The sequence below is a fragment of the Exiguobacterium sp. s83 genome (genome assembly GCF_018617095.1).
Lineage (GTDB): Bacteria > Bacillota > Bacilli > Exiguobacteriales > Exiguobacteriaceae > Exiguobacterium > Exiguobacterium profundum.
Window position 1 is genome coordinate 173,279 of sequence record NZ_JACSJP010000004.1, and the last position, 19,035, is coordinate 192,313.

The 19,035-nt window shown below is 50.4% G+C and carries 14 protein-coding genes; 3 read left to right on the forward strand and 11 right to left on the reverse strand.

Going from position 1 to position 19,035, the window contains the following annotated elements; translation table 11 throughout:
• Positions 1-53 precede the first annotated feature (53 nt).
• The 3 genes from hemG (at position 54) to KNO73_RS13195 (ending at position 2,878) form a co-directional block, all read left to right on the forward strand.
• On the forward strand, positions 54-1,433 hold the full coding sequence (gene hemG, locus KNO73_RS13185) for a protoporphyrinogen oxidase (RefSeq protein ID WP_214689256.1): 1,380 nt from the start codon (positions 54-56) through the stop codon (positions 1,431-1,433).
• Positions 1,430-2,512, forward strand: coding sequence for a TIGR04053 family radical SAM/SPASM domain-containing protein (locus KNO73_RS13190; RefSeq protein WP_214685475.1), 1,083 nt, complete (start codon positions 1,430-1,432; stop codon positions 2,510-2,512). The genes hemG and KNO73_RS13190 overlap by 4 nt, the downstream gene beginning before the upstream one ends.
• A gap of 63 nt (positions 2,513-2,575) precedes the next feature.
• Positions 2,576-2,878, forward strand: a complete 303-nt coding sequence (locus KNO73_RS13195) for a hypothetical protein (protein WP_214689076.1) — start codon at positions 2,576-2,578, stop codon at positions 2,876-2,878.
• 31 nt (positions 2,879-2,909) lie between these two features.
• Here KNO73_RS13195 and clpB read toward each other — a convergent pair whose 3' ends face one another.
• The 11 genes from clpB to KNO73_RS13250 all read right to left on the reverse strand — a co-directional run bounded on the left by clpB (position 2,910) and on the right by KNO73_RS13250 (position 18,940).
• Entirely contained in the window at positions 2,910-5,501 is a 2,592-nt protein-coding gene (gene clpB, locus KNO73_RS13200; protein ID WP_214689074.1) for an ATP-dependent chaperone ClpB, read from the reverse strand.
• Positions 5,502-5,513: 12 nt separating this feature from the next.
• The gene (locus KNO73_RS13205; protein WP_215112603.1) at positions 5,514-6,389 is read right to left on the reverse strand and encodes a DnaJ C-terminal domain-containing protein; all 876 of its coding nucleotides are present in this window, start codon (positions 6,387-6,389) and stop codon (positions 5,514-5,516) included.
• Between the two features lie 140 nt (positions 6,390-6,529).
• Positions 6,530-7,702 (reverse strand): CamS family sex pheromone protein, encoded by a 1,173-nt coding sequence (locus tag KNO73_RS13210; RefSeq protein WP_215112604.1) that lies wholly within the window; start codon positions 7,700-7,702, stop codon positions 6,530-6,532.
• Between the two features lie 130 nt (positions 7,703-7,832).
• Positions 7,833-9,311, reverse strand: a complete 1,479-nt coding sequence (locus KNO73_RS13215; RefSeq protein WP_214689254.1) for an LPXTG cell wall anchor domain-containing protein — start codon at positions 9,309-9,311, stop codon at positions 7,833-7,835.
• An 820-nt stretch (positions 9,312-10,131) separates the two neighbouring features.
• Positions 10,132-12,126 carry an NAD-dependent DNA ligase LigA gene (gene ligA / locus KNO73_RS13220; protein ID WP_215112605.1) on the reverse strand — a complete coding sequence of 665 codons (1,995 nt, stop codon included), beginning with the start codon at positions 12,124-12,126 and terminating at the stop codon, positions 10,132-10,134.
• Positions 12,127-12,135: 9 nt separating this feature from the next.
• Positions 12,136-14,352 carry a DNA helicase PcrA gene (gene pcrA, locus KNO73_RS13225; protein ID WP_215112606.1) on the reverse strand — a complete coding sequence of 739 codons (2,217 nt, stop codon included), beginning with the start codon at positions 14,350-14,352 and terminating at the stop codon, positions 12,136-12,138.
• Positions 14,353-14,390: 38 nt separating this feature from the next.
• Positions 14,391-15,071, reverse strand: coding sequence for a heptaprenylglyceryl phosphate synthase (pcrB, locus tag KNO73_RS13230; protein WP_214734111.1), 681 nt, complete (start codon positions 15,069-15,071; stop codon positions 14,391-14,393).
• 89 nt (positions 15,072-15,160) lie between these two features.
• On the reverse strand, positions 15,161-15,394 hold the full coding sequence (locus KNO73_RS13235; protein ID WP_074037828.1) for a hypothetical protein: 234 nt from the start codon (positions 15,392-15,394) through the stop codon (positions 15,161-15,163).
• 12 nt (positions 15,395-15,406) lie between these two features.
• Complete coding sequence (locus KNO73_RS13240) at positions 15,407-16,789, reverse strand: TrkH family potassium uptake protein (RefSeq protein WP_078146261.1); 1,383 nt, start codon at positions 16,787-16,789, stop codon at positions 15,407-15,409.
• 35 nt (positions 16,790-16,824) lie between these two features.
• The gene (locus KNO73_RS13245) at positions 16,825-17,130 is read right to left on the reverse strand and encodes a YerC/YecD family TrpR-related protein (protein ID WP_015880718.1); all 306 of its coding nucleotides are present in this window, start codon (positions 17,128-17,130) and stop codon (positions 16,825-16,827) included.
• A gap of 67 nt (positions 17,131-17,197) precedes the next feature.
• Positions 17,198-18,940 carry an adenine deaminase C-terminal domain-containing protein gene (locus KNO73_RS13250; RefSeq protein WP_215112607.1) on the reverse strand — a complete coding sequence of 581 codons (1,743 nt, stop codon included), beginning with the start codon at positions 18,938-18,940 and terminating at the stop codon, positions 17,198-17,200.
• Positions 18,941-19,035: the final 95 nt, after the last annotated feature.

Here is a 19,035-nt window from a genome sequence, read left to right on the forward strand (position 1 = left end):
GACACTTATCCTATATCTCCGTCAACATTCCCGGTACCGTTAAGACGACAACAATTTCAGAGAAATGGGTGAATCAATTGAATCGAATCGCGATTATCGGAGGTGGCATCACCGGACTTGCCGCAGCCTATTATGCCAAAGAAGCCGGAGCTCATGTCACATTGATCGAGGCGCAGGACCATCTCGGTGGAAAAATCAAGACCATTTATCGGGATGGGTTTACGTTAGAGACTGGACCCGACGGTTATATGGCACGGAAGCCGACCTTGACATCACTTATTACGGATCTCGGTCTCGCAGATCAACTCGTCCGCTCCAGAACCGGGACTTCTTACATTTACGTACGGAAGCAACTGAGACAGATGCCGGCCGGATCGGTCATGGGCATCCCGACCAAGTTTTGGCCGATGGTCAAAACGGATCTCTTTACTTGGAGAGGAAAACTTCGCGCCGGATTCGATCTCGTGATTCCACGCGTGTATGCAGGAGAGGATATCTCGCTCGACCGTTTCTTTCGGACGAGACTCGGCTCAGAAGTCGTCGATACGATGATCGAACCGCTTCTGTCCGGGATTTACAACGGGACACTCGAAGACATGAGCATCGAGTCTACTTTCCCTCAGTTTATCACGATTGAACAAAAAACTCGCAGTCTGATTCTCGGAATGAAAGCACTCACTCCTCCCGTCCAAGCTGGTGTAAAGCCGTCCGAGACTGGTAAGTTCCTGTCGATTGAGCAAGGACTCGGAGCACTCGTCGAGGCGCTCCGTCCGTCAATCGATCGACTCATGTTAAAGACGCTTGTTCAATCCGTTCGACCTCATGAAGTCACATTTGCCGATGGGACGGTCGAACAGTTTGACGGCATCATTCTTGCGACTTCCCCTCAAGCACTCGGACCTCTGCTCGGATTCCCAGAAGCCGAACGCTTGTCATCGTTAAAACGTACCTCTTCGATGACCGTACTCGCCGCCTTCGACGAGTCAGATGTGGATGCGTTAGATGGAACCGGCTACGTCATCGCCAAATCGGAAGGAAACGCCTTGACCGCTTGTAGCTGGATGCATAAAAAATGGCCACACCTAGCTCCTAAAGGAAAAGCATTGCTCCGCATGTATATCGGTTCAGAACATGTCCCGTCCCTGCTCCATGAAGAGGATGATCAAATCGCAAACTTCGCTTTAAGCGAACTTCGACGCATTCAAAAAGTCGGGACTCCCCTCTTCACGAAAGTCGAACGACACATTCAAACGATGCCACAATATGAAGTCGGTCATAAACAGGACGTCCGCGCGTTCGAAGAAGCACTTCTGAAGTGGGACGGCGTCGAGGCGTGTGGTGCCATACTTCATGGAGTCGGATTACCTGACTGCGTCGATTCTGCCAAACGGGCGGTCGATCACTTACATCTTCGACAGGCGGTGACGGTATGAAACACATCGACTATAACGAAAATCCGTTCATCGTCATTTGGGAAGTCACACGGGCCTGTGCGCTCTCCTGCGTCCATTGCCGGGCAGAGGCACAATTTCACCGTTACGAAAACGAACTCGATACGGAAGAGGGAAAGGCATTGATTCGCGAGATTCATGCGATGGATAACCCGATTCTCGTCTTTACGGGCGGTGATCCTCTCATGCGTGAAGATTTATTTGAATTGACCGCATACGCCTCTTCCCTCGGGATGCGCGTCTCGATGACACCTTCCGCCACACCTCGAGTGACTCACGATGCCGTGAAACGAGCGAAAGCGGCTGGTTTGTCACGTTGGGCCTTCTCCATTGACGGACCGGACGCCGTGACGCATGACTATTTCCGCGGCACACGTGGCAGTTTCGACCGTACCATTCGAGGAATCTCATATTTCCGAGAGGAGGGAATGTCATTTCAAATCAATACGACGGTGACCGAATACAACGTCAATCGATTACCGGAAATGGCGAAACTCGTAGAATCCCTTGGCGTATCCGTCTGGACGCTCTTTTTCCTCGTGCCGACTGGACGTGGATCCCTGTTACAACCCATTACACCTGAGCGACATGAGGAAGTATTGAAATGGGCGTTCTCCCTACAAGAGACGGCACCCTTCATCATCTCGACGACGGAAGCCCAATTTTATCGGAGAGTCGCCCGACAAGAAAATCAGCGCCGCCGGACAGCAGGGCTCCCTCCAATCGGACATCCCCATGACGATTTGGCGAAGGCACCTCGCGGAACGAATGACGGCAACGGATTCGTCTTTATCTCACATACAGGGGACGTCCAGCCGTCCGGTTTTTTACCGATCCCCTGCGGAAACGTCCGAACGACACCTCTCGCCGATATTTATCGCCATCATCCGACGTTCAAGGCGCTGCGTGATCCCGACACTCATCATGGCAAGTGTGGGTATTGTGAGTATCGGTATCTATGTGGTGGTTCGCGGGCTAGAGCCTATGCGGTCACTGGCGATTATAAGGAGGCGGAACCGTACTGCATCTATCAGCCGGAACGTCCCCTCGTTTCACAATAAAGATTCCCATTTATTCCCTCTCCGTGTAAGATTGAATTATATGATGAGAAGGGAGCCACGTAGGTGCAGTCATTACCGATTGACGGATTATTCTATATTGGGTTGGGTACAATTTTTATCGTTACGACTTTACTCGGGTTCGGAATCAAGCGATGGACGAAACAAGGTATGATGGGATTTTACACGCTACTCGCAACAAGTCTTGGCTTATTCTTTTGGCTACTGCTCTGGTTTCAAGAAGCGACCCGCGCCAGCTTTATGGGAACCATCCCATGGGTACTCAACTTATTTTTCGGAACGGTACTCTATCTCATTTTTATAGGCATCAGTTATTTAATTTTGAGAAGAAAGCGTCGGCATACATAAAAGAGGAATCCGGTTGTGGATTCCTCTTTCTTTATGCATTGACTGTCGACGGGCGTAACGTCAACGCCCCGTTCTCGACATCGATGATGACCGTTTGACCATCCTCGACATCTCCAGCGAGGATGCTACGGGCAAGTTTCGTCTCAATCGTCCGTTGCACGTACCGGTTGATCGGTCTCGCACCGAATTGTGGTTCATACGCTTCGTCGGCAACGAACGTTTTGGCTGCGTCGGTGATCTCGATATGAATCGAGCGTGTCGTGAGCCGCTCGCTCATCCGTCCGACCGCTTTCTCGACGATTTGACCGATTTGGTCTTTCGTGAGCGGATGGAACAGAATCGTTTCATCGACCCGGTTCAAGAATTCAGGACGGAAATGGCGACGGAGTTTGTCGAGCACTTGACGCTCTTCGTCCTCATCAATCACGCCATCTTTCGCCGCTTCGAGCAAAATGTCTGCCCCAATGTTCGACGTCATGATGACAATCGTATTTTTGAAGTCGACGATGCGCCCGTGCGAATCGGTCAATCGACCATCATCGAGCAATTGTAGCAAGATGTTGAAGACGTCCGGATGTGCCTTCTCGACCTCATCGAGTAAGAGGACCGAGTACGGGTTACGGCGAACCGCTTCGGTCAACTGGCCGCCTTCCTCATATCCGATATAGCCAGGAGGCGCTCCGACGAGACGCGACACGGCATGTTTCTCCATATATTCACTCATATCGAGGCGAACGATATGGTCTTCTGAGTCAAACATCGCTTCTGCGAGCGCCTTCCCGAGTTCTGTCTTCCCGACCCCCGTCGGTCCGAGGAAGAGGAATGAGCCGATCGGACGATTCGGATCTTTGATGCCAGCACGCGCCCGAATGACCGCATCGCTGACGAGACGAATCGCATCATCTTGTCCGAACACGCGTTTATGCAAGACCGTTTCTAGATTGAGGAGCTTATCCCGCTCTCCTTCTGTCAGTTTCGTCACCGGTATGCCCGTCCATTTTGAGACGACCTCGGCGATTTCTTCTTCCGTCACCTCTTCCCGCACGAGTTCGCGTGTCACCGAACTCGCCAACTGTTCCGCTTCTTCGAGTTCTCGCTCAAGCTCCGGGATTCGTCCGTATTTCAGTTCCGAGGCCCGGTTCAAATCGTAACGACTCTCTGCCTCTTGTAACTCGAGACGTACTTTCTCGAGATCTCCGCGGATTTGTTGTACGCGGTGCGTCGACTCCTTCTCATTCTCCCAGCGGAGACGTAACGAGTCAGACTGTTCACGAAGTGACGCCAATTCCTGCTGAAGCGCCTCAAGTCGCTTCATGGAAGCGGCATCGCTCTCTTTTTTAAGAGCCGCCTCTTCGATTTCAAGCTGCATGACCCGACGGACCAATTCATCGAGTTCAGCCGGCATCGACTCCATCTCCGTCCGAATCATTGCACACGACTCATCGACGAGATCGATCGCCTTGTCCGGCATGAAACGGTCGGTGATATAGCGATTGGATAATACAGCCGCTGCGACGAGCGCATTGTCATGGATGCGTACCCCGTGGTGAATCTCGAAGCGTTCTTTCAAACCGCGCAAGATGGAAACCGTATCCTCGACATCCGGTTCAGCGACAAGTACTTGTTGGAAACGCCGCTCGAGGGCCGGGTCCTTCTCGATATATTGACGATACTCGTCAAGTGTCGTCGCACCGATACAATGCAGTTCGCCTCGGGCGAGCATCGGTTTCAACATGTTCCCGGCATCCATCGATCCCTCCGACTTCCCTGCACCGACAATCGTGTGCAGTTCATCGATGAAGAGGATGATGGTGCCTTCCGCTTCTTTCACTTCGGACAAGACTGCCTGTAGACGTTCCTCGAACTCCCCACGATATTTCGCACCGGCAACGAGGGAACTCATATCGAGACTGAAGATGGTTTTGTCTTTCAAACTTTCCGGCACATCTCCACGAACGATACGCTGGGCGAGCCCTTCGACAATCGCCGTCTTCCCGACACCCGGTTCCCCGATGAGGACTGGGTTGTTTTTCGTTTTCCGACTCAAAATCCGGATGACACGACGAATCTCGCTATCCCGTCCGATGACCGGATCGATTTTCCCGGTCTTCACTTCTTGAATGAGGTCTCGTCCGTATTTCGTCAAGACGTCATACGTCGCTTCAGGCGACTTCGAAGTGATCCGACGATTGCCTCGTACGGCGACGAGCGCCTCACGGAGACGGTCTTCTGTGATCCCTTTTCGCTCGAGCATCGCCTGTGCTTGACTACTGTTCAACAAGATGCCGAGTAAAATATGTTCGACCGATACGTATTCATCGTTCATCCCTGTCGCTTCTCGCTCCGCCGTCGTTAGAACGTTCAGCAAAGAAGCCGAAATCATCGGTGTCGTCGGATTTTGAAGTTTTGGTGCATTTCTTAAAGAAAGTGCGACTTCGCCTTCAATCTCAGACACGTTGATTTCCATTTTTTGAAACAGCAACGGCGCGATCCCGTCCGTCTGCGAAATCATGGACGCCAAGACGTGCCACTCATTGATTTCACTATGATGATATTGTTTCGCTAACGCCTGTGAACTGACAATGCATTCATGTGCTTTATCTGTAAAACGATTAAAGTCCATCACGATTCCTCCTTATTCATAACGTTCGATTTGCTCATAAACAGAACGGTACGTCTCATCAAGAGGCAGGTCGACCTCGAGTTGGACGAATAAGTCCGACCGCACCTTCGAGGCGGTCATGACACCGCGACCAGGGATCCGCATCCGTTGTCCCGGACGGCTTCCCGGTTTCACTTTCAGCTTCACGCGTCCCCCGTCGAGCGTGGCAACGATGACGCTCGCCCCGTCTAAAAAGTCGAGCGGACGCAATCGTTTCACGGTCACGATATGCTCTCCTTCACGACGATACGTATCGTCATCCGCAAAGTGAAGTTCGACATATACATCTCCTCGGTTTCCCGATTGTCCGACGCGGCTACCTTTTCCTTTCAACCGCAACTTCTGACCTTCGTAGGCACCTTGTGGAATTTTGACGTTCACGGTACCCGTTTGAAGACGTAGACTCACTTTCGACTCTTTCGTCAATTGACTGAGCGGGATGTTGACACGAACAGTCTCATCCAAGTCTTCCTCGACTGCTTGGTCAAAGAAGCTTCCGAACATATCTTCAAATCCGAAAGTCCGAGAGGTCGTACGCGATCCGCCTCCGAATTGTCGGAATAGATCTTCGAATTGTGACGAGCCTTCCCCGTAAGTCTCTCCACCGCCACCGAACCCTTGTCCGAACGACGGTCCATCCGGGCTACCGTATCGATCATAGTTCGCCTTTTTCTCTGGGTCGCTCAATACGTCAAACGCTTCCTGGACCGACTTGAATCGTTCTTGTGCGCCAGGGTCTTTATTGACGTCCGGATGGTATTGTTTCGCCAGTTTCCGGTATGCACGTTTAATCTCTTGCTCGGTCGCCTCCTTGGAGACACCGAGCTCGTCGTAATAGTTTTTAGCCATATGGATTCACCTCACCTATCCCTTTCCCGTTTCTGTTAACTCTATTCTACTCAATTGGTCAAATAAGGTCAAAGATAATCCTTTCACTTTTCATACGAAAAAAAGAAGAGATTCGTTTCAAAAAACGAACCTCTTCTCGATTAGAAGTAGACTTTCGGGCTATCCATGCCGTCCTCAAACACAATCGTCACTTCAGGGTCTCCGCCAAGTGACGTCACGTTGATACGAACCGGAACGTTCCGGCTATATTCCCAACGGTTTTCGAGCAAGCCGACCACGTGTTGTGTGAAGCCGACGAGCTCAGCGCGACTGTAAAACTGAATCGGGATATCAATCTCCATTCTCGATAGATCTCCGTTCTGATAAAAGCCCTTCCCAATCATCCCGCTATAGTCCGGGAAAAGGTCGGCAATCCGATCGCTGAAGAGCGTAAATTTCTGAGCGTCCTCGCGTACGTCAGACGTCGCCGATGTCGACGGGAAATAGTAGTACTTCTCATCGATCGCTTTCCAGTCGCCCGATTTGACTTGATCCGCCGTCCCAACGAAGGCCGACTTGATATAGTTCCCCGGTGTCGGTGAACCTTGTGTCGATTTCATATAGAGCGCGACATTGATATCGAGGTCCTTGAAGTCTTCACGCTTTCGTAATTGGGAGACGAGTTCGTTCGCCATACGTTCCCCATCTGCGATTACTTTCTTTTGATCGAGTTTGACGGTATATGTCGGACCATAGTTCGGTGCTTGGAAGACATATTCACGGTTCAAAATAAGTGCAAACGATACGCCCCCAACCTGGTACCCGCTGTCCTCTTTCGTCATGTAATTTTGTTCGACAATCGAAGCTAAATAAAGCGGTGATTTCTTGTTCGCATCGACGAACTTGTCGTCTTCGACTTCTGCCTTGCCATCCGCATAAGCCGGGTTCAAGGGGGTCAACCCTTCATTACTTTTATCTTTCCGTGCGAGCAGACGAGATACATCCTCCGCGTTCAACAGCTGTCCCTCTTGATAAGCGAACTTTTCCGGGTCGAACGCGTCCGTTGAGTGACGCATGAGACCGAGTTCGACTTCTTCGAGTTCTAACGATGAACTGACTTGACGTTGGGCGAGTCCTCTCGCTGCCGCCGGTTTGAACGGAATGACCATCTGATAGTATGAGTCACGGGCTTCAATCGCTTGTGTGACGCCTTCGGCCGCTGTTTCGTCCCCAGTTGGTGTCGCTTCTTCTTCACCCATCGGTATTTTCATTGAACATCCACTCAACAATAGCGCCGAGGCGATTGTCGGGATGACGAGTTGTTTCCATTTCATCTATGTCTAGCTCCTTTGAACATCGTTTCCTATTTCACTTTGTCCATTATAACAAAATCGTTCCACGAAAAAAGTATCGAAGCGGAATCAGAACAAATCCCTTCTCGGATGAACGAGAAGGGATTTCGATTTATGGTTTCGTTGACGGGTGGTTGCGACGAATCAACAGTAGGAGTCCTGACGCGAAGAGAAGTGTACCGAGCATGACGTGCCACAGATCATCCGCTTCGCCTGTCATCGGAAGTACGCCTTGTGCGTAGGGATCGGCTTCATCGATGTGCTCGACTCGTTTCGCTCCACTCTCTTTGACGATGACTTTCACGACAGGTGGTGTGGCTTTCACCTCTGTCTTCTGCTTGTTAGCGTCTTGTTTTGGCTCTTCTTTTACCGGAACAGGTTGCTTCACCGCCACCGGTACGTCAACGGAGCGAGTAACCCTGATCCCTTCATCCACCTCGAAGATGAATGTGGCACGTTGAATCAATTCAGCCCCGGCTCTCACATCATAAGATGGGAGGAGCGGAAGCTCAAACGAGAACGTCACTTCTTCTTCCGGACCGAGTCCGTCTCTGAAGGTAGGAATTGCTTCGACTTGCTCCGTGAATCGTTGATTTGCCTGGTTTCGTTCTTCTTCTGTCAAGGCACCGCTTGGCCATGTGAGCATCGCGTCCGCTAAAAACAAGGTGACTTTCGAAGGATTGGTGACCGTATACGTATAGCGAACGGGCTCTCCCGGTTGAACGGTCGCCTTCTCAACCGTCGCATTCACGGTGAAGTCTGGTGTTTGTAAAAGGATTATCTGTTGACTTTCTGATGTGACGACCCGGTTGAATTCATCCAGCCCGGTCACTTGAAAGACACTGCCGATTTCAGGATGTGCGTCGAACGAATATCCGGTCGGAATCGATAAGACTTCTGTCACTTCCACCCGTTCCCCCGGCAAGAGACCGTCTTCTCCTATTAATTCATGCAAACGATCAAATACGTGTTGATTGAACGATTCGATTGATTGATGATCGATGTCTCCGCTCACATACTCGTGAGAGAATTCTGTCACCGTCATCGGCGTGTCTCCTGTGTTTTCTACAATGAACGTATACGATATTTCGCCTCCGACAACGGCTCGGTCGACTGCGGCGATATTGATTGCTTCAACGGCGAGCTTCGGTAACGTCGGTTCAGTCGTCGGCTCTTCGACGATTGGTTCTGGTTCAACCGGTGGCGTCACTTCTTCTGATAGATCTGGTTCTGTGACAACAGGCGGTTCTTCCTCTTCGACAGGATAGGCTTCCGTGATGGTGTTTGGAGAAAACGTATACGGTACACCTTCCGCATTGTAGAGCGTGATGAGGTCAATCAACGAGTCGTCTACTGCTTCCGCATCAATCATAAATCGCCAAACGTCAGCTGATTCACGGCTCCCGTAATACGTGATTCCTTCATAGACGAGACTTGATTCATATAATGTTTCGCTTTCCTCATCTGTCAAATTCACTTGAATATACCGGAACGTGGTCGTGTCCGCTTTGGCGGTAGGCACCCCAAATAAGGTTGAAAGGAACATGAGGATGGTAAATACGGCTACGAAGCGCTGGATGTTGTGTGTCATGATGTTGGTCCCTCCTCTAAGGTGAAAACAAGCGCTCGAATCGCAATCGTTCCGATGACGACGTTCACCACGTAGAGGAATGAGAGGAATGTGTGTGTGAACGTCATGATGTCAAAGGGTTCTCTCGCAAAAATATATTAGCATTTTGATTTAGTTAATCTATACCCCTCACACGCTTGTGCGAACCTGCTCAATCCCATTTATTTCCGAAAAATAAAAAACGTTCGCCGAAGCGAACGTCCAGACTGTAGACAAAGTATAGGTCTTATGCACAATCCGGACACGGCTCGCTTTCCTAGGGGCAAGCAGGGAGCCGCATCGCGACTGCGTCACTGCTGGGTCTCCCTTTGCTTGCTATTCCCTCAGAAGTCTCGCCTGCCCGTTCTTGGTCACCTTTTGTCCTTCGTCCCATATAATGGTGTGAGAAGAACACACAGAGGGCGGATCTAATGATCAACAAGTCGACACCATCCATCCTTCACGGTCTGACGAACGGAACGGATGTTGAACAGCGGCCCGAGGAGGATGATCTCGGCGTTTACCTTCCCTTTCCCCTAAAACATCGATTCAAAGTAAATACCGAGCTTTTTCTTCGGCTGTCGTGACCTTAGAAAAAGACAAACGGCCGCCAGATGACGACCGTTTGCGTTGCTCGCCCGACGGCGCCCCGACTCCTTCAGGAAAGCAATCCGACGGAGACCCAGCAGCGACCTAGGTCGCGATGCGGCTCCGGGATTGCCTGAGGAAAGCGTGGGCGCCGGAAGGACGAGTTCGAACATGTTATTTGTCAACAAGCTGAACGTTCGCCGAAGCGAACGTCTTATGCTTGTTCATGTAAAAAGTCGAGCAGTTTTGCCTCATCCCATACTTCAATTCCGAGAGATTCCGCTTTCGCCAGCTTCGAACCTGCTTTTTCACCGGCGACGAGCAAGTCTGTGTTCTTACTTACACTTCCCGTTACACTCGCTCCGAGAAGTTCAAGCTGTTTCCCAGCCTCGCTACGTGTCATCTCATGCAACTTCCCAGTCAATACGACTGTCTTCCCAGAGAGCGGTGCTCCTTCCATCGTTGGTCGTTTCGTTCCTTTGAAGGAAAGATTGACTCCCGATTCTGAAAGTTCTTTGACGAGTTCACGTGCTTCCGGTTTTTCGAAATAGAGAACGATCGATTCTGCCATCTTTGTCCCGATGCCATCGATGGCTGTCAATTCTTCGACTGTCGCCGCGATGATTGCCTCCATCGTCTCGAACCGTTCTGCAATCAAAGAAGCCGCCTTTTGTCCGACGAGTCGAATCCCGAGGGCGAAGAGCACCCGTTCCAATGAATTTTGCTTCGACTGTTCGATTGCCGAGAGCAAGTTCGTCACTGACGTCTCGCCCATGCGCTCGAGTCCAAGTAAATCATCTCGGTCCAAGCGATACAGGTCGGCCACATTGTGAACGAGCCCTGCTTCGTGAAGCTGCGTGATGACTTTCTCGCCGAGCCCGTCGATGTTCATCGCTTGTCTCGACACGAAATGGATGAGTCCTTCAAGCAGTTGTGCCGGACATTCCGGATTGACGCAACGATGATCCGCCTCTCCTTCGAGTCGAATCAACTCCGACCCACACGCCGGACAATGCGTCGGGAATTCAATCACCCGCTCTTCCCCGCTCCGTTCACTCGCCAGTGCCGATACGACGGCCGGAATGACATCTCCTGCTTTTTTGATGACGACTCGGTCACCGATATGAAGATCTTTTTCCTTTATAAAATCTTCATTGTGAAGCGTCGCATACGTCACGGTCGACCCCGCCACAGAAACCGGGGCAAATCGTGCCCGTGGTGTGACCTTCCCCGTACGACCGACACTAAAATCGACGTCCTCGATCGTCGTCACGACTTCTTCTGCCGGGAACTTGTACGCGACGGCCCAGCGCGGACTTTTAGCGGTGAAACCAAGTTGTTCCTGTTCTTCATACCCGGCCACTTTGATGACAATCCCATCAATTTCATATGGGAGGTCACTCCGTTTTGTCACGTATGTCTCAATGTAATCCCACAGTTCATCCGCCGTCTGGCATGTTGTATAATCTCCGCTCACTGCGACACCGAGTCGTTTCAAATAATCGAGTGATTCGTCATGTGACGCGACGAGATCGTCTTGCGACACCAAACCGTATGCGAAGAACGCCAAATTTCTTGACGCCGCAATTTTTGAGTCGAGTTGTCGAAGTGAACCGGCAGCAGCGTTTCTCGGATTTGCGAAAAGTGGTTCGCCGATACGTTCTCGTTCATCATTCAATTGTTCGAACGAACGTTTCGGCATGTACGCCTCACCTCGCACTTCAAACGTCACGTCCTCATTTAATCGGAGAGGGATGGAACGAATCGTCTTCAAGTTTTGCGTGATGTCCTCACCCGTCGTCCCGTCCCCGCGCGTCGCACCACGGACGAGACGACCATTCTCATATTTTAACGAGACAGCGAGACCATCAAATTTGAGTTCTGCCACAAATGTCGGCGTGTAGCCGAGATCTTTCTCGATTCGCTCCACCCACTCGACGAGTTCCTCTTTCGAGAAGACGTTGCCAAGCGAGAGCATCGGCGTGTCATGTGTCACTTTGACAAATGCGTCGAGCGGAGCCCCTCCGACGCGTTGCGTCGGAGAATCCGGTGTTCGAAGTTCAGGATAATCAGTCTCGATTTGAATCAATTCGTTCATCAATCGGTCATACTCCGAATCCGGCACGCTCGGACGGTCGAGTACGTAATACTCGTAACCATATTGATTTAACGTTTGACGTAGCTCTTCTACGCGTTCTGCCATCTCCATATTCTCACCTCACGCTTTTTCGATAGGGGCAAATTTAGCCAATAGGCGCTTGATCCCGACTTCCGGGAATGCGATGTCGACTTCGAGTTGGTCGCCTTCACCACGTGTCTGTACGACCGTCCCTTGTCCCCATTTTTTATGATTCGCTTTGTCGCCGACATTCCATCCGACCGTTTCGGCACCGGACGATTGGGCGAGTTTCGGCTTCGGTTTCGAACTAAAGCCATTCACCGGTAACTTCCCTGGTGACTCGACCGGGTTCCACGGCATCGGTTTTCTCGCCTTACCGGACCGCTCCAACAACGTTTCCGGCAACTCATGCAAGAATCTCGACTCCGGGTTGTTTTGGAAGCGACCATATAGCATCCGTGACTGGGCACGTGTCAAATAGAGACGCTTCTCGGCACGGGTGATTCCGACATACGCAAGACGACGTTCTTCTTCCATCTCTTCCTCGTCGTTCAAGGCACGGCTGTGCGGGAAAAGTCCTTCTTCCATTCCAATCAAGAAGACGACCGGGAATTCAAGTCCCTTCGCCGAGTGCAACGTCATCAAGGTGACTTGATGTGACTCATCGACTTCATCGAGTGAATCGAGGTCTGAGACGAGCGTCAAATCGGTAAGGAAGGCGACGAGCGTCTGTTCATCGCTCTCTTTCTCAAAGTTTTGGGCGACCGACAGAAACTCTTGCAAGTTCTCAAGTCGGCTTTCCGCCTCAAGCGTCTTCTCGATTTTGAGCATCTCTTCATAACCTGTCTTCTTCAACACTTCCTCAACGAGTTCTGAAATGGAGAGGTAGTCCGCCATCTGCCGTAAATCCAGCATCATTTGGCGGAATTCCGCGAGTTTCGTCGCAGTGCGTGGGGCGATGCCTGACAATTCGATGTCACGAATCGCATCCATAAGTGAGACGCCTTGCATATCTGCAAAGTCACCTAGTTTATCAATCGTCGCAGCACCAATCCCGCGTTTCGGCTCATTGACGACGCGAACGAACGAGATGTCCTCATCCGGGTTGGCAATCAATCGCAAGTATGCGAGGACGTCCTTGATCTCTTTTCGCTCATAGAACTTCGTCCCGCCGACCATTTTGTATGGGATGTTCGATTTGAGGAGCATCTCCTCAAGTCCACGTGATTGTGCGTTCGTCCGGTAAAGGACCGCCATCTGTCCGTAGTCCATCCCTTCCATCTTCAGCTCTTTCATCTGGTTCATGATGAAGAACGCCTCATCGCGATCGTCCGATGCGACATGGAGCAACAATTTCTCCCCTTCGTCATTTTCAGTCCACAAGTTCTTCTCTTTCCGGGAAGCGTTGTTTTGGATGACGCCGTTGGCCGCCTCTAAAATCCGTTTCGTCGAACGATAGTTTTGTTCGAGCAAGATGACATGGGCGCTCGGATAATCTTTCTCGAACGTCAAGATGTTGGCGATGTCGGCACCGCGCCAACGATAAATGGACTGATCCGAATCCCCAACGACACACAAATTCTCATGTGCCTGTGCGAGAAGTTTGACGAGCGTATATTGGGCACGGTTCGTATCCTGATACTCATCGACATGGATGTACTTGAATTTCTTCTGATAGAACGCCAACACGTCCGGTGCTTCTTGGAATAAGTGAATCGTCTTCATGATCAAGTCGTCAAAGTCGAGCACATTGTTTTGTTTCAGCTTTTTCTCATACGCCGTATAGACGTCCGAGATGATTCGCTCGTACGGATTGTTCCCGACGAGGGCGGCCGCATCCTTCGCCGTGCGCAGTTCGTTTTTATGATTTGAAATCATCCCGAGAAGGGTACGCGGTTCGTACTTCTTCGGATCGAGGTTCAATTCTTTCAACACCTGTTTGATTGCTGTCAATTGATCCGAGGCATCTAAAATGGAAAAGCTCCTGTCATAGCGGATGCGATCGATATCGCGTCGTAAAATCCGGACGCACATGGAGTGGAATGTAGAAATCCAAATGTCTTCGGCGACACCACCCACAAGACGGGCAATCCGATCTTTCATTTCTCGTGCTGCCTTATTCGTGAACGTGATCGCTAAAATGTTCCACGGTGCCACTTGCTTCGCCGCCATCAAATAGGCGACACGATGGGTCAAGACACGAGTCTTCCCAGACCCTGCACCCGCCATGATCAACAGCGGGCCATCCGTATGCTTCACCGCTTCTGCTTGTTCCGGGTTCATCCCTTTGACTAATTCTTCGCTAAGATTATACATAATCGTTTCCTTCCTTGTTCCAAACGTTTGTTCTTATTTTATCGGAGTGCTCGTACAGTCGCAAGTGCTCCAGCTAAGTCTTCATAAATGATATTGCCGACAACAATCGTGTCGACATGTGCACCCATTAATCGTGCCGTCTCTTCTCCCTCAATGCCACCACCGTAAAAGAGATGTGCATCAGGTAACGCCAAACGAATCTCTTTGACGACATCAGGATTCCCGAGTCGTCCACTATATTCGATATAGAGCGAGGGAAGACGGAACAAGTGATGTCCAACTTCCGCGTATGCCACGGATTCTTCGATCGTCAAATCGCATCGCGCTTCCGTCACGTCAGCGACTTTCGCCTCCGGGTTTAAGACGAGATATCCTTGAGCCGTGACAAGACGAGCATCAAAGAAATGGCCGAATCGTTCAAACGCACGGGCATGATGACCAATGATCCATTCCGGAGTTCCTGCATTCAGCACGGTGGGCACGAAGTAATGATTGAATCCGTGGATGACTTGACTAGGATGGCTAATCTCAAGTGCGATTGGAATCCTGGCATCTCGGACTCTCGCATAAAGCGCAAATGTATTCTCTGCATCAATCCCATCCGTTCCCCCGATCAAAAAGGCGTCGGTCCCCGAATGGATAAGCGCCTCGAGCGCCTCATCTGTGAGCTCCTTATTCGGATCTAGTTTAAACACATGTCGCCACGTCTGAAATTCCAACTCATTCCCTCCTATCGAATCCTTCTATAGTGTATCGATTTTTTTCCTCCCGTGCATCTCTCCAACAAAAAAAGACTTGCCGAAGCAAGTCACGAACGTGCCGTACGATTCCGTTCCCGATCCGTCAACCATTTCGCAACAAGCAAGGCGAATAGACCGTAAACAGGAACGAACCAGAGCGGATTCGCTAAAAAGAATCCGAGCACCGGTATGTCAAGGAGCGGCGAGTCCGGTGAACAGAGTGCCGTTCCATTGACGATGGCGATAAACGGAAGAACCGGAACAATGAAGACGTATCCGAAGTTGATCCAAAATGCTTTCATATGACAATCTCCTTATCCTAAGATGATTGATTCTTTTGGATAGTTATACATCCGCTTCGGTTGTCTCCGTTGCAGGATGAGAATGAAGGCGATGACGCCGATTCGGCCGATGAACATGAGAATCGTCAACACCCATTTTCCAACGTTACTAAACTCGGAAGACAATCCGACGGATAGACCCGTCGTCCCGAACGCAGAACACGCCTCGAATAAGATTCGTGTCAACGAAGCATCCTCAAAATAAGCCATGACCATGACACCTGATAGTAACACGGCAAGCGAAACCGTAATGATCACGAACGCTTTCCAAATATCTTCAAGGACGATTTCACGACCGAAAATTTTAATGGACGAGTCCCCGCGAATGAAGGCGATGACAGCGAGAACGGCTACAGCAAACGTCGTCGTCCGAATCCCCCCACCGACAGACGATGGAGATGCCCCGATGAACATCAGGATGGACAGGAGCAACATGCTCGCTTCAGAGAATAGATTGACATCGACCGTCGATAGACCACCATTTCGTGTCGTCACGGATTGGAACAACGAATCCGAAAGTGCCAACCAGAGCGGCAAGTCCTTAAAGGCATTATTGTATTCAAAGATGAACAAGCCGACCGTACCGACGGCAATCAAAATAAAGAAGGTTGAGACCGTCAATTTCGTGAACAACGAGAATCGACTCGGGAACGTGTGACGTTTCCGTGTGATTCGGCTCACCAAGTACGTTCGAATCTCTACAAGCACCGGGAATCCGATGGCACCACCGGTCATGAGCGCGATTTGCGTAAAGATGACGAATGGGTCCTCACGGAATGGCGCGAGCGAACTTCCCGTAATGTCAAACCCGGCATTCGTCGTCGCACTGATCGACCCGAACAATCCTTGTAAGAAGGCTTCTCCGATGGTATCAAAATAATTTAAGTAATGGACCCCGAGCACGACGGCACCGACCGCCTCGATGGCGATAACGGTGATCACGATTTCCGTGATGTATTTAACAATACCAGACATGGACGTCTGGTTTTGGTCGCGTAAAATCAGTTGTCTTTCCCTAAACCCAATCCGTTTCCCAAGTAAGATCCACATGATGACGTGCAAACTGATCAATCCGACACCGCTCACTTGGACGATGAACAGAATGATAAATAAGCCGAACGTGGAGAAGGTATCGGTGACTACAATCGGTGTCAGGCCGGTGACACTGACACAGCTCACCGCAAAGAAGACAAGGTCGGTAAACGTGATCGTCACTCCAGGCTTATGGGCGATTGGTAAGGCGAGGAGCAAAACTGATAAAATCGCTGCCGCACTATAAATTAACACGAGTGTTTGGACCGGTGTTAAACTTCGAAAGAACAATTGTAAGTTCAGTTTCATGAATTTCTGTTGCATCTCGCCCCTCCCCTCCATCAAAAACAAGATGACTCTTACGAGTCACCTTTTGTTTGTTGTAGACGTTCAAGAGCGAGATCGTATCCACCTGTCCCATAGTTCAAGCATCGCTTCACACGTGAAATCGTGGCCGTTGAGGCGCCTGTCGCATCCTCAATTTTATGATACGTGTTTCCTTCACGAATTTGCCGCGCCACTTCAAGTCGTTGCGCAAGTGCTTGAATTTCATTAACAGTCGCTAAATCTTCGAATAATTGATAACAGTCTTCGAGTGTCTCGAGCTTCAAAATCGCTTCAAACAATTGATCGAGCTCTCGACCTCGTAATTTATCGAGTTGCATCCGCAAGCATCCTCTCTACTCATACTTCTTTCTCATTCTAAAGCAGGGGCGCCCCGGACTCAACTATTCATCGCAAAATCGCAGGAAATAGTACTTGTTTCTTCATGACTTCGTAAATGCCGAGAGGTGTCGCCCGAACATATGGCAAATGGGTAGATGCTAAAAATAGTAATGTATAAATCGGATCTTCGAACTGATAGCCCCTCGCCATGAGCTCGTCTCGCAGCTGTTTCTCTTGACCGATGAGTGTTTCGAGTGGCTCCGTCGACGTCATCCCACAGAGTGGTAACGGAATCTCGGCAACGATTTCGCCCTGGTCTACGAGGACAATCCCGCCTCCGAGCTCGTTCATTCGTTTGAACGCCAGTAACATATCCTGTTTACATTTCCCTAGAATCAAGTAGTCTCCACTGATCGAGTACGAACTGACAAGTCCACCAAAATCTCGGGCGAAACCTTTCAAGACTGTGTTCAATCGCCATTTCCCTTCTTTATCAAGCAACATGAGAAACGATTCGTCTCCATCACGCGGCAATGCATCTTGACCCGTGTCATGCGTAATTTTAAACAGTTTCATGATGACTGAGTTGATCATGTCGAGTCCGACGGGCATGCTGAAAGATAGGTCTTGTGGCGTCAGTTCGATTGAAACGTCTGTCGACGGCATCTTATTGAGGACTGCTTCCACTAATTCGTTCGGGAAAAGCGATACCCCATCACGATAAATCCATTGCCCTTTCGCAATCACAGCCGTCGGACGCGGTTCCTCGATGGCATCTAGAATGTTCAAGTGCGCGATACGGCCTGGCGCAATCGCCCCTAAAATGTGATCGAGGTCAAAGTGACGAGCCACGTTATGAGAGACAATCCGGTAGGCTTCGATAGCCGGTAATCCCACTTCGATCAAAATGCGGACAAGAGCATCCTGCATGCCGTCCTCATAAAAGCCCGGTGTCGAACCGTCCGTTGTCACCATGAGATGGTCGAACGCCGTCAGTCCATTTGCCAATAGATCACGGATCATCTCCGGCAGGTCCGGACGAATCGAGGAATGTCGAAGCGTCGTCGTATAACCTAGTTCCAATCGATTGAACGCCTCTTCCGCCGTCATCGCCTCATGGTCGCTGTGTACTCCCATCAACGCCATTTTAGTCAATGTCTTCCGCGACGCCCCCGGAAAATGCCCCTCGACCGGCAAACCGCACGTCTCGGCGTCAAGCATCCACTGAAGCATCTCATCATCACCCTTCAAGGCGCGCGGCCATGCCGTTAATTCACCTGCCATGACGACGTCCGGATGGTTAAACCACTCGTGAATGCGTTCCGAGTCGACAGCCACGCTCTCCCGGTCCAACTCCGTTTGCGTATCCAAACGGGCCCACCAATATGTACTCGTCGGCAATTGTTGAATCGCATCGAGTTGCGCAAACGCTTGCTCTTTATCTTGTAAAAAAAGCAGCATGTTGTCATTGACGAGCGTCGTCGTTCCACGCTCTCCTGCATATTTTGACAACGTCGCCGGATTGTATAATTGAAACGGATGAGCGTGAGGCTCGATATACCCAGGTACAATATACTTTCCTGTCACATCGACCGTTTCGACCGCTGATTCTGGTAAGTCTGGACCGACATACACGATGCGATCTCCCTCAATCCAAATATTCGCGGTTCTCCATTGTTTTACGTAGACGTTCAAATACGTTGCGTTTTGTAAGACGAGCGAAGGTGGCCGCAATCGATCTACGACTTCAAGTTGTGAACGAATCATCACTTTAGACCACGGTGCCCGCGCCGTTCTTTTTGTTGGCATCGAACCCAATCCTCCCTTTTTCCCTTTCAAAGCTATAAAAGAATAATTTTGAAAGCGTTTTCTTTACCTGTTTCAAGTTTACCTTTTCTCTGAAT

Coding starts and splice junctions, on each gene's coding strand:
- KNO73_RS13235 (WP_074037828.1), bottom strand. CDS start 15,394: ATGAAAGCATTTTGGATCAACTTCGGATACGTCTTCATTGTTCCGGTT.
- KNO73_RS13250 (WP_215112607.1), bottom strand. CDS start 18,940: ATGCCAACAAAAAGAACGGCGCGGGCACCGTGGTCTAAAGTGATGATT.
- ligA (WP_215112605.1), bottom strand. CDS start 12,126: ATGGAGATGGCAGAACGCGTAGAAGAGCTACGTCAAACGTTAAATCAA.
- KNO73_RS13190 (WP_214685475.1), top strand. CDS start 1,430: ATGAAACACATCGACTATAACGAAAATCCGTTCATCGTCATTTGGGAA.
- pcrA (WP_215112606.1), bottom strand. CDS start 14,352: ATGTATAATCTTAGCGAAGAATTAGTCAAAGGGATGAACCCGGAACAA.
- KNO73_RS13240 (WP_078146261.1), bottom strand. CDS start 16,789: ATGCAACAGAAATTCATGAAACTGAACTTACAATTGTTCTTTCGAAGT.
- KNO73_RS13215 (WP_214689254.1), bottom strand. CDS start 9,311: ATGACACACAACATCCAGCGCTTCGTAGCCGTATTTACCATCCTCATG.
- KNO73_RS13210 (WP_215112604.1), bottom strand. CDS start 7,702: ATGAAATGGAAACAACTCGTCATCCCGACAATCGCCTCGGCGCTATTG.
- KNO73_RS13205 (WP_215112603.1), bottom strand. CDS start 6,389: ATGGCTAAAAACTATTACGACGAGCTCGGTGTCTCCAAGGAGGCGACC.
- KNO73_RS13245 (WP_015880718.1), bottom strand. CDS start 17,130: ATGCAACTCGATAAATTACGAGGTCGAGAGCTCGATCAATTGTTTGAA.
- clpB (WP_214689074.1), bottom strand. CDS start 5,501: ATGGACTTTAATCGTTTTACAGATAAAGCACATGAATGCATTGTCAGT.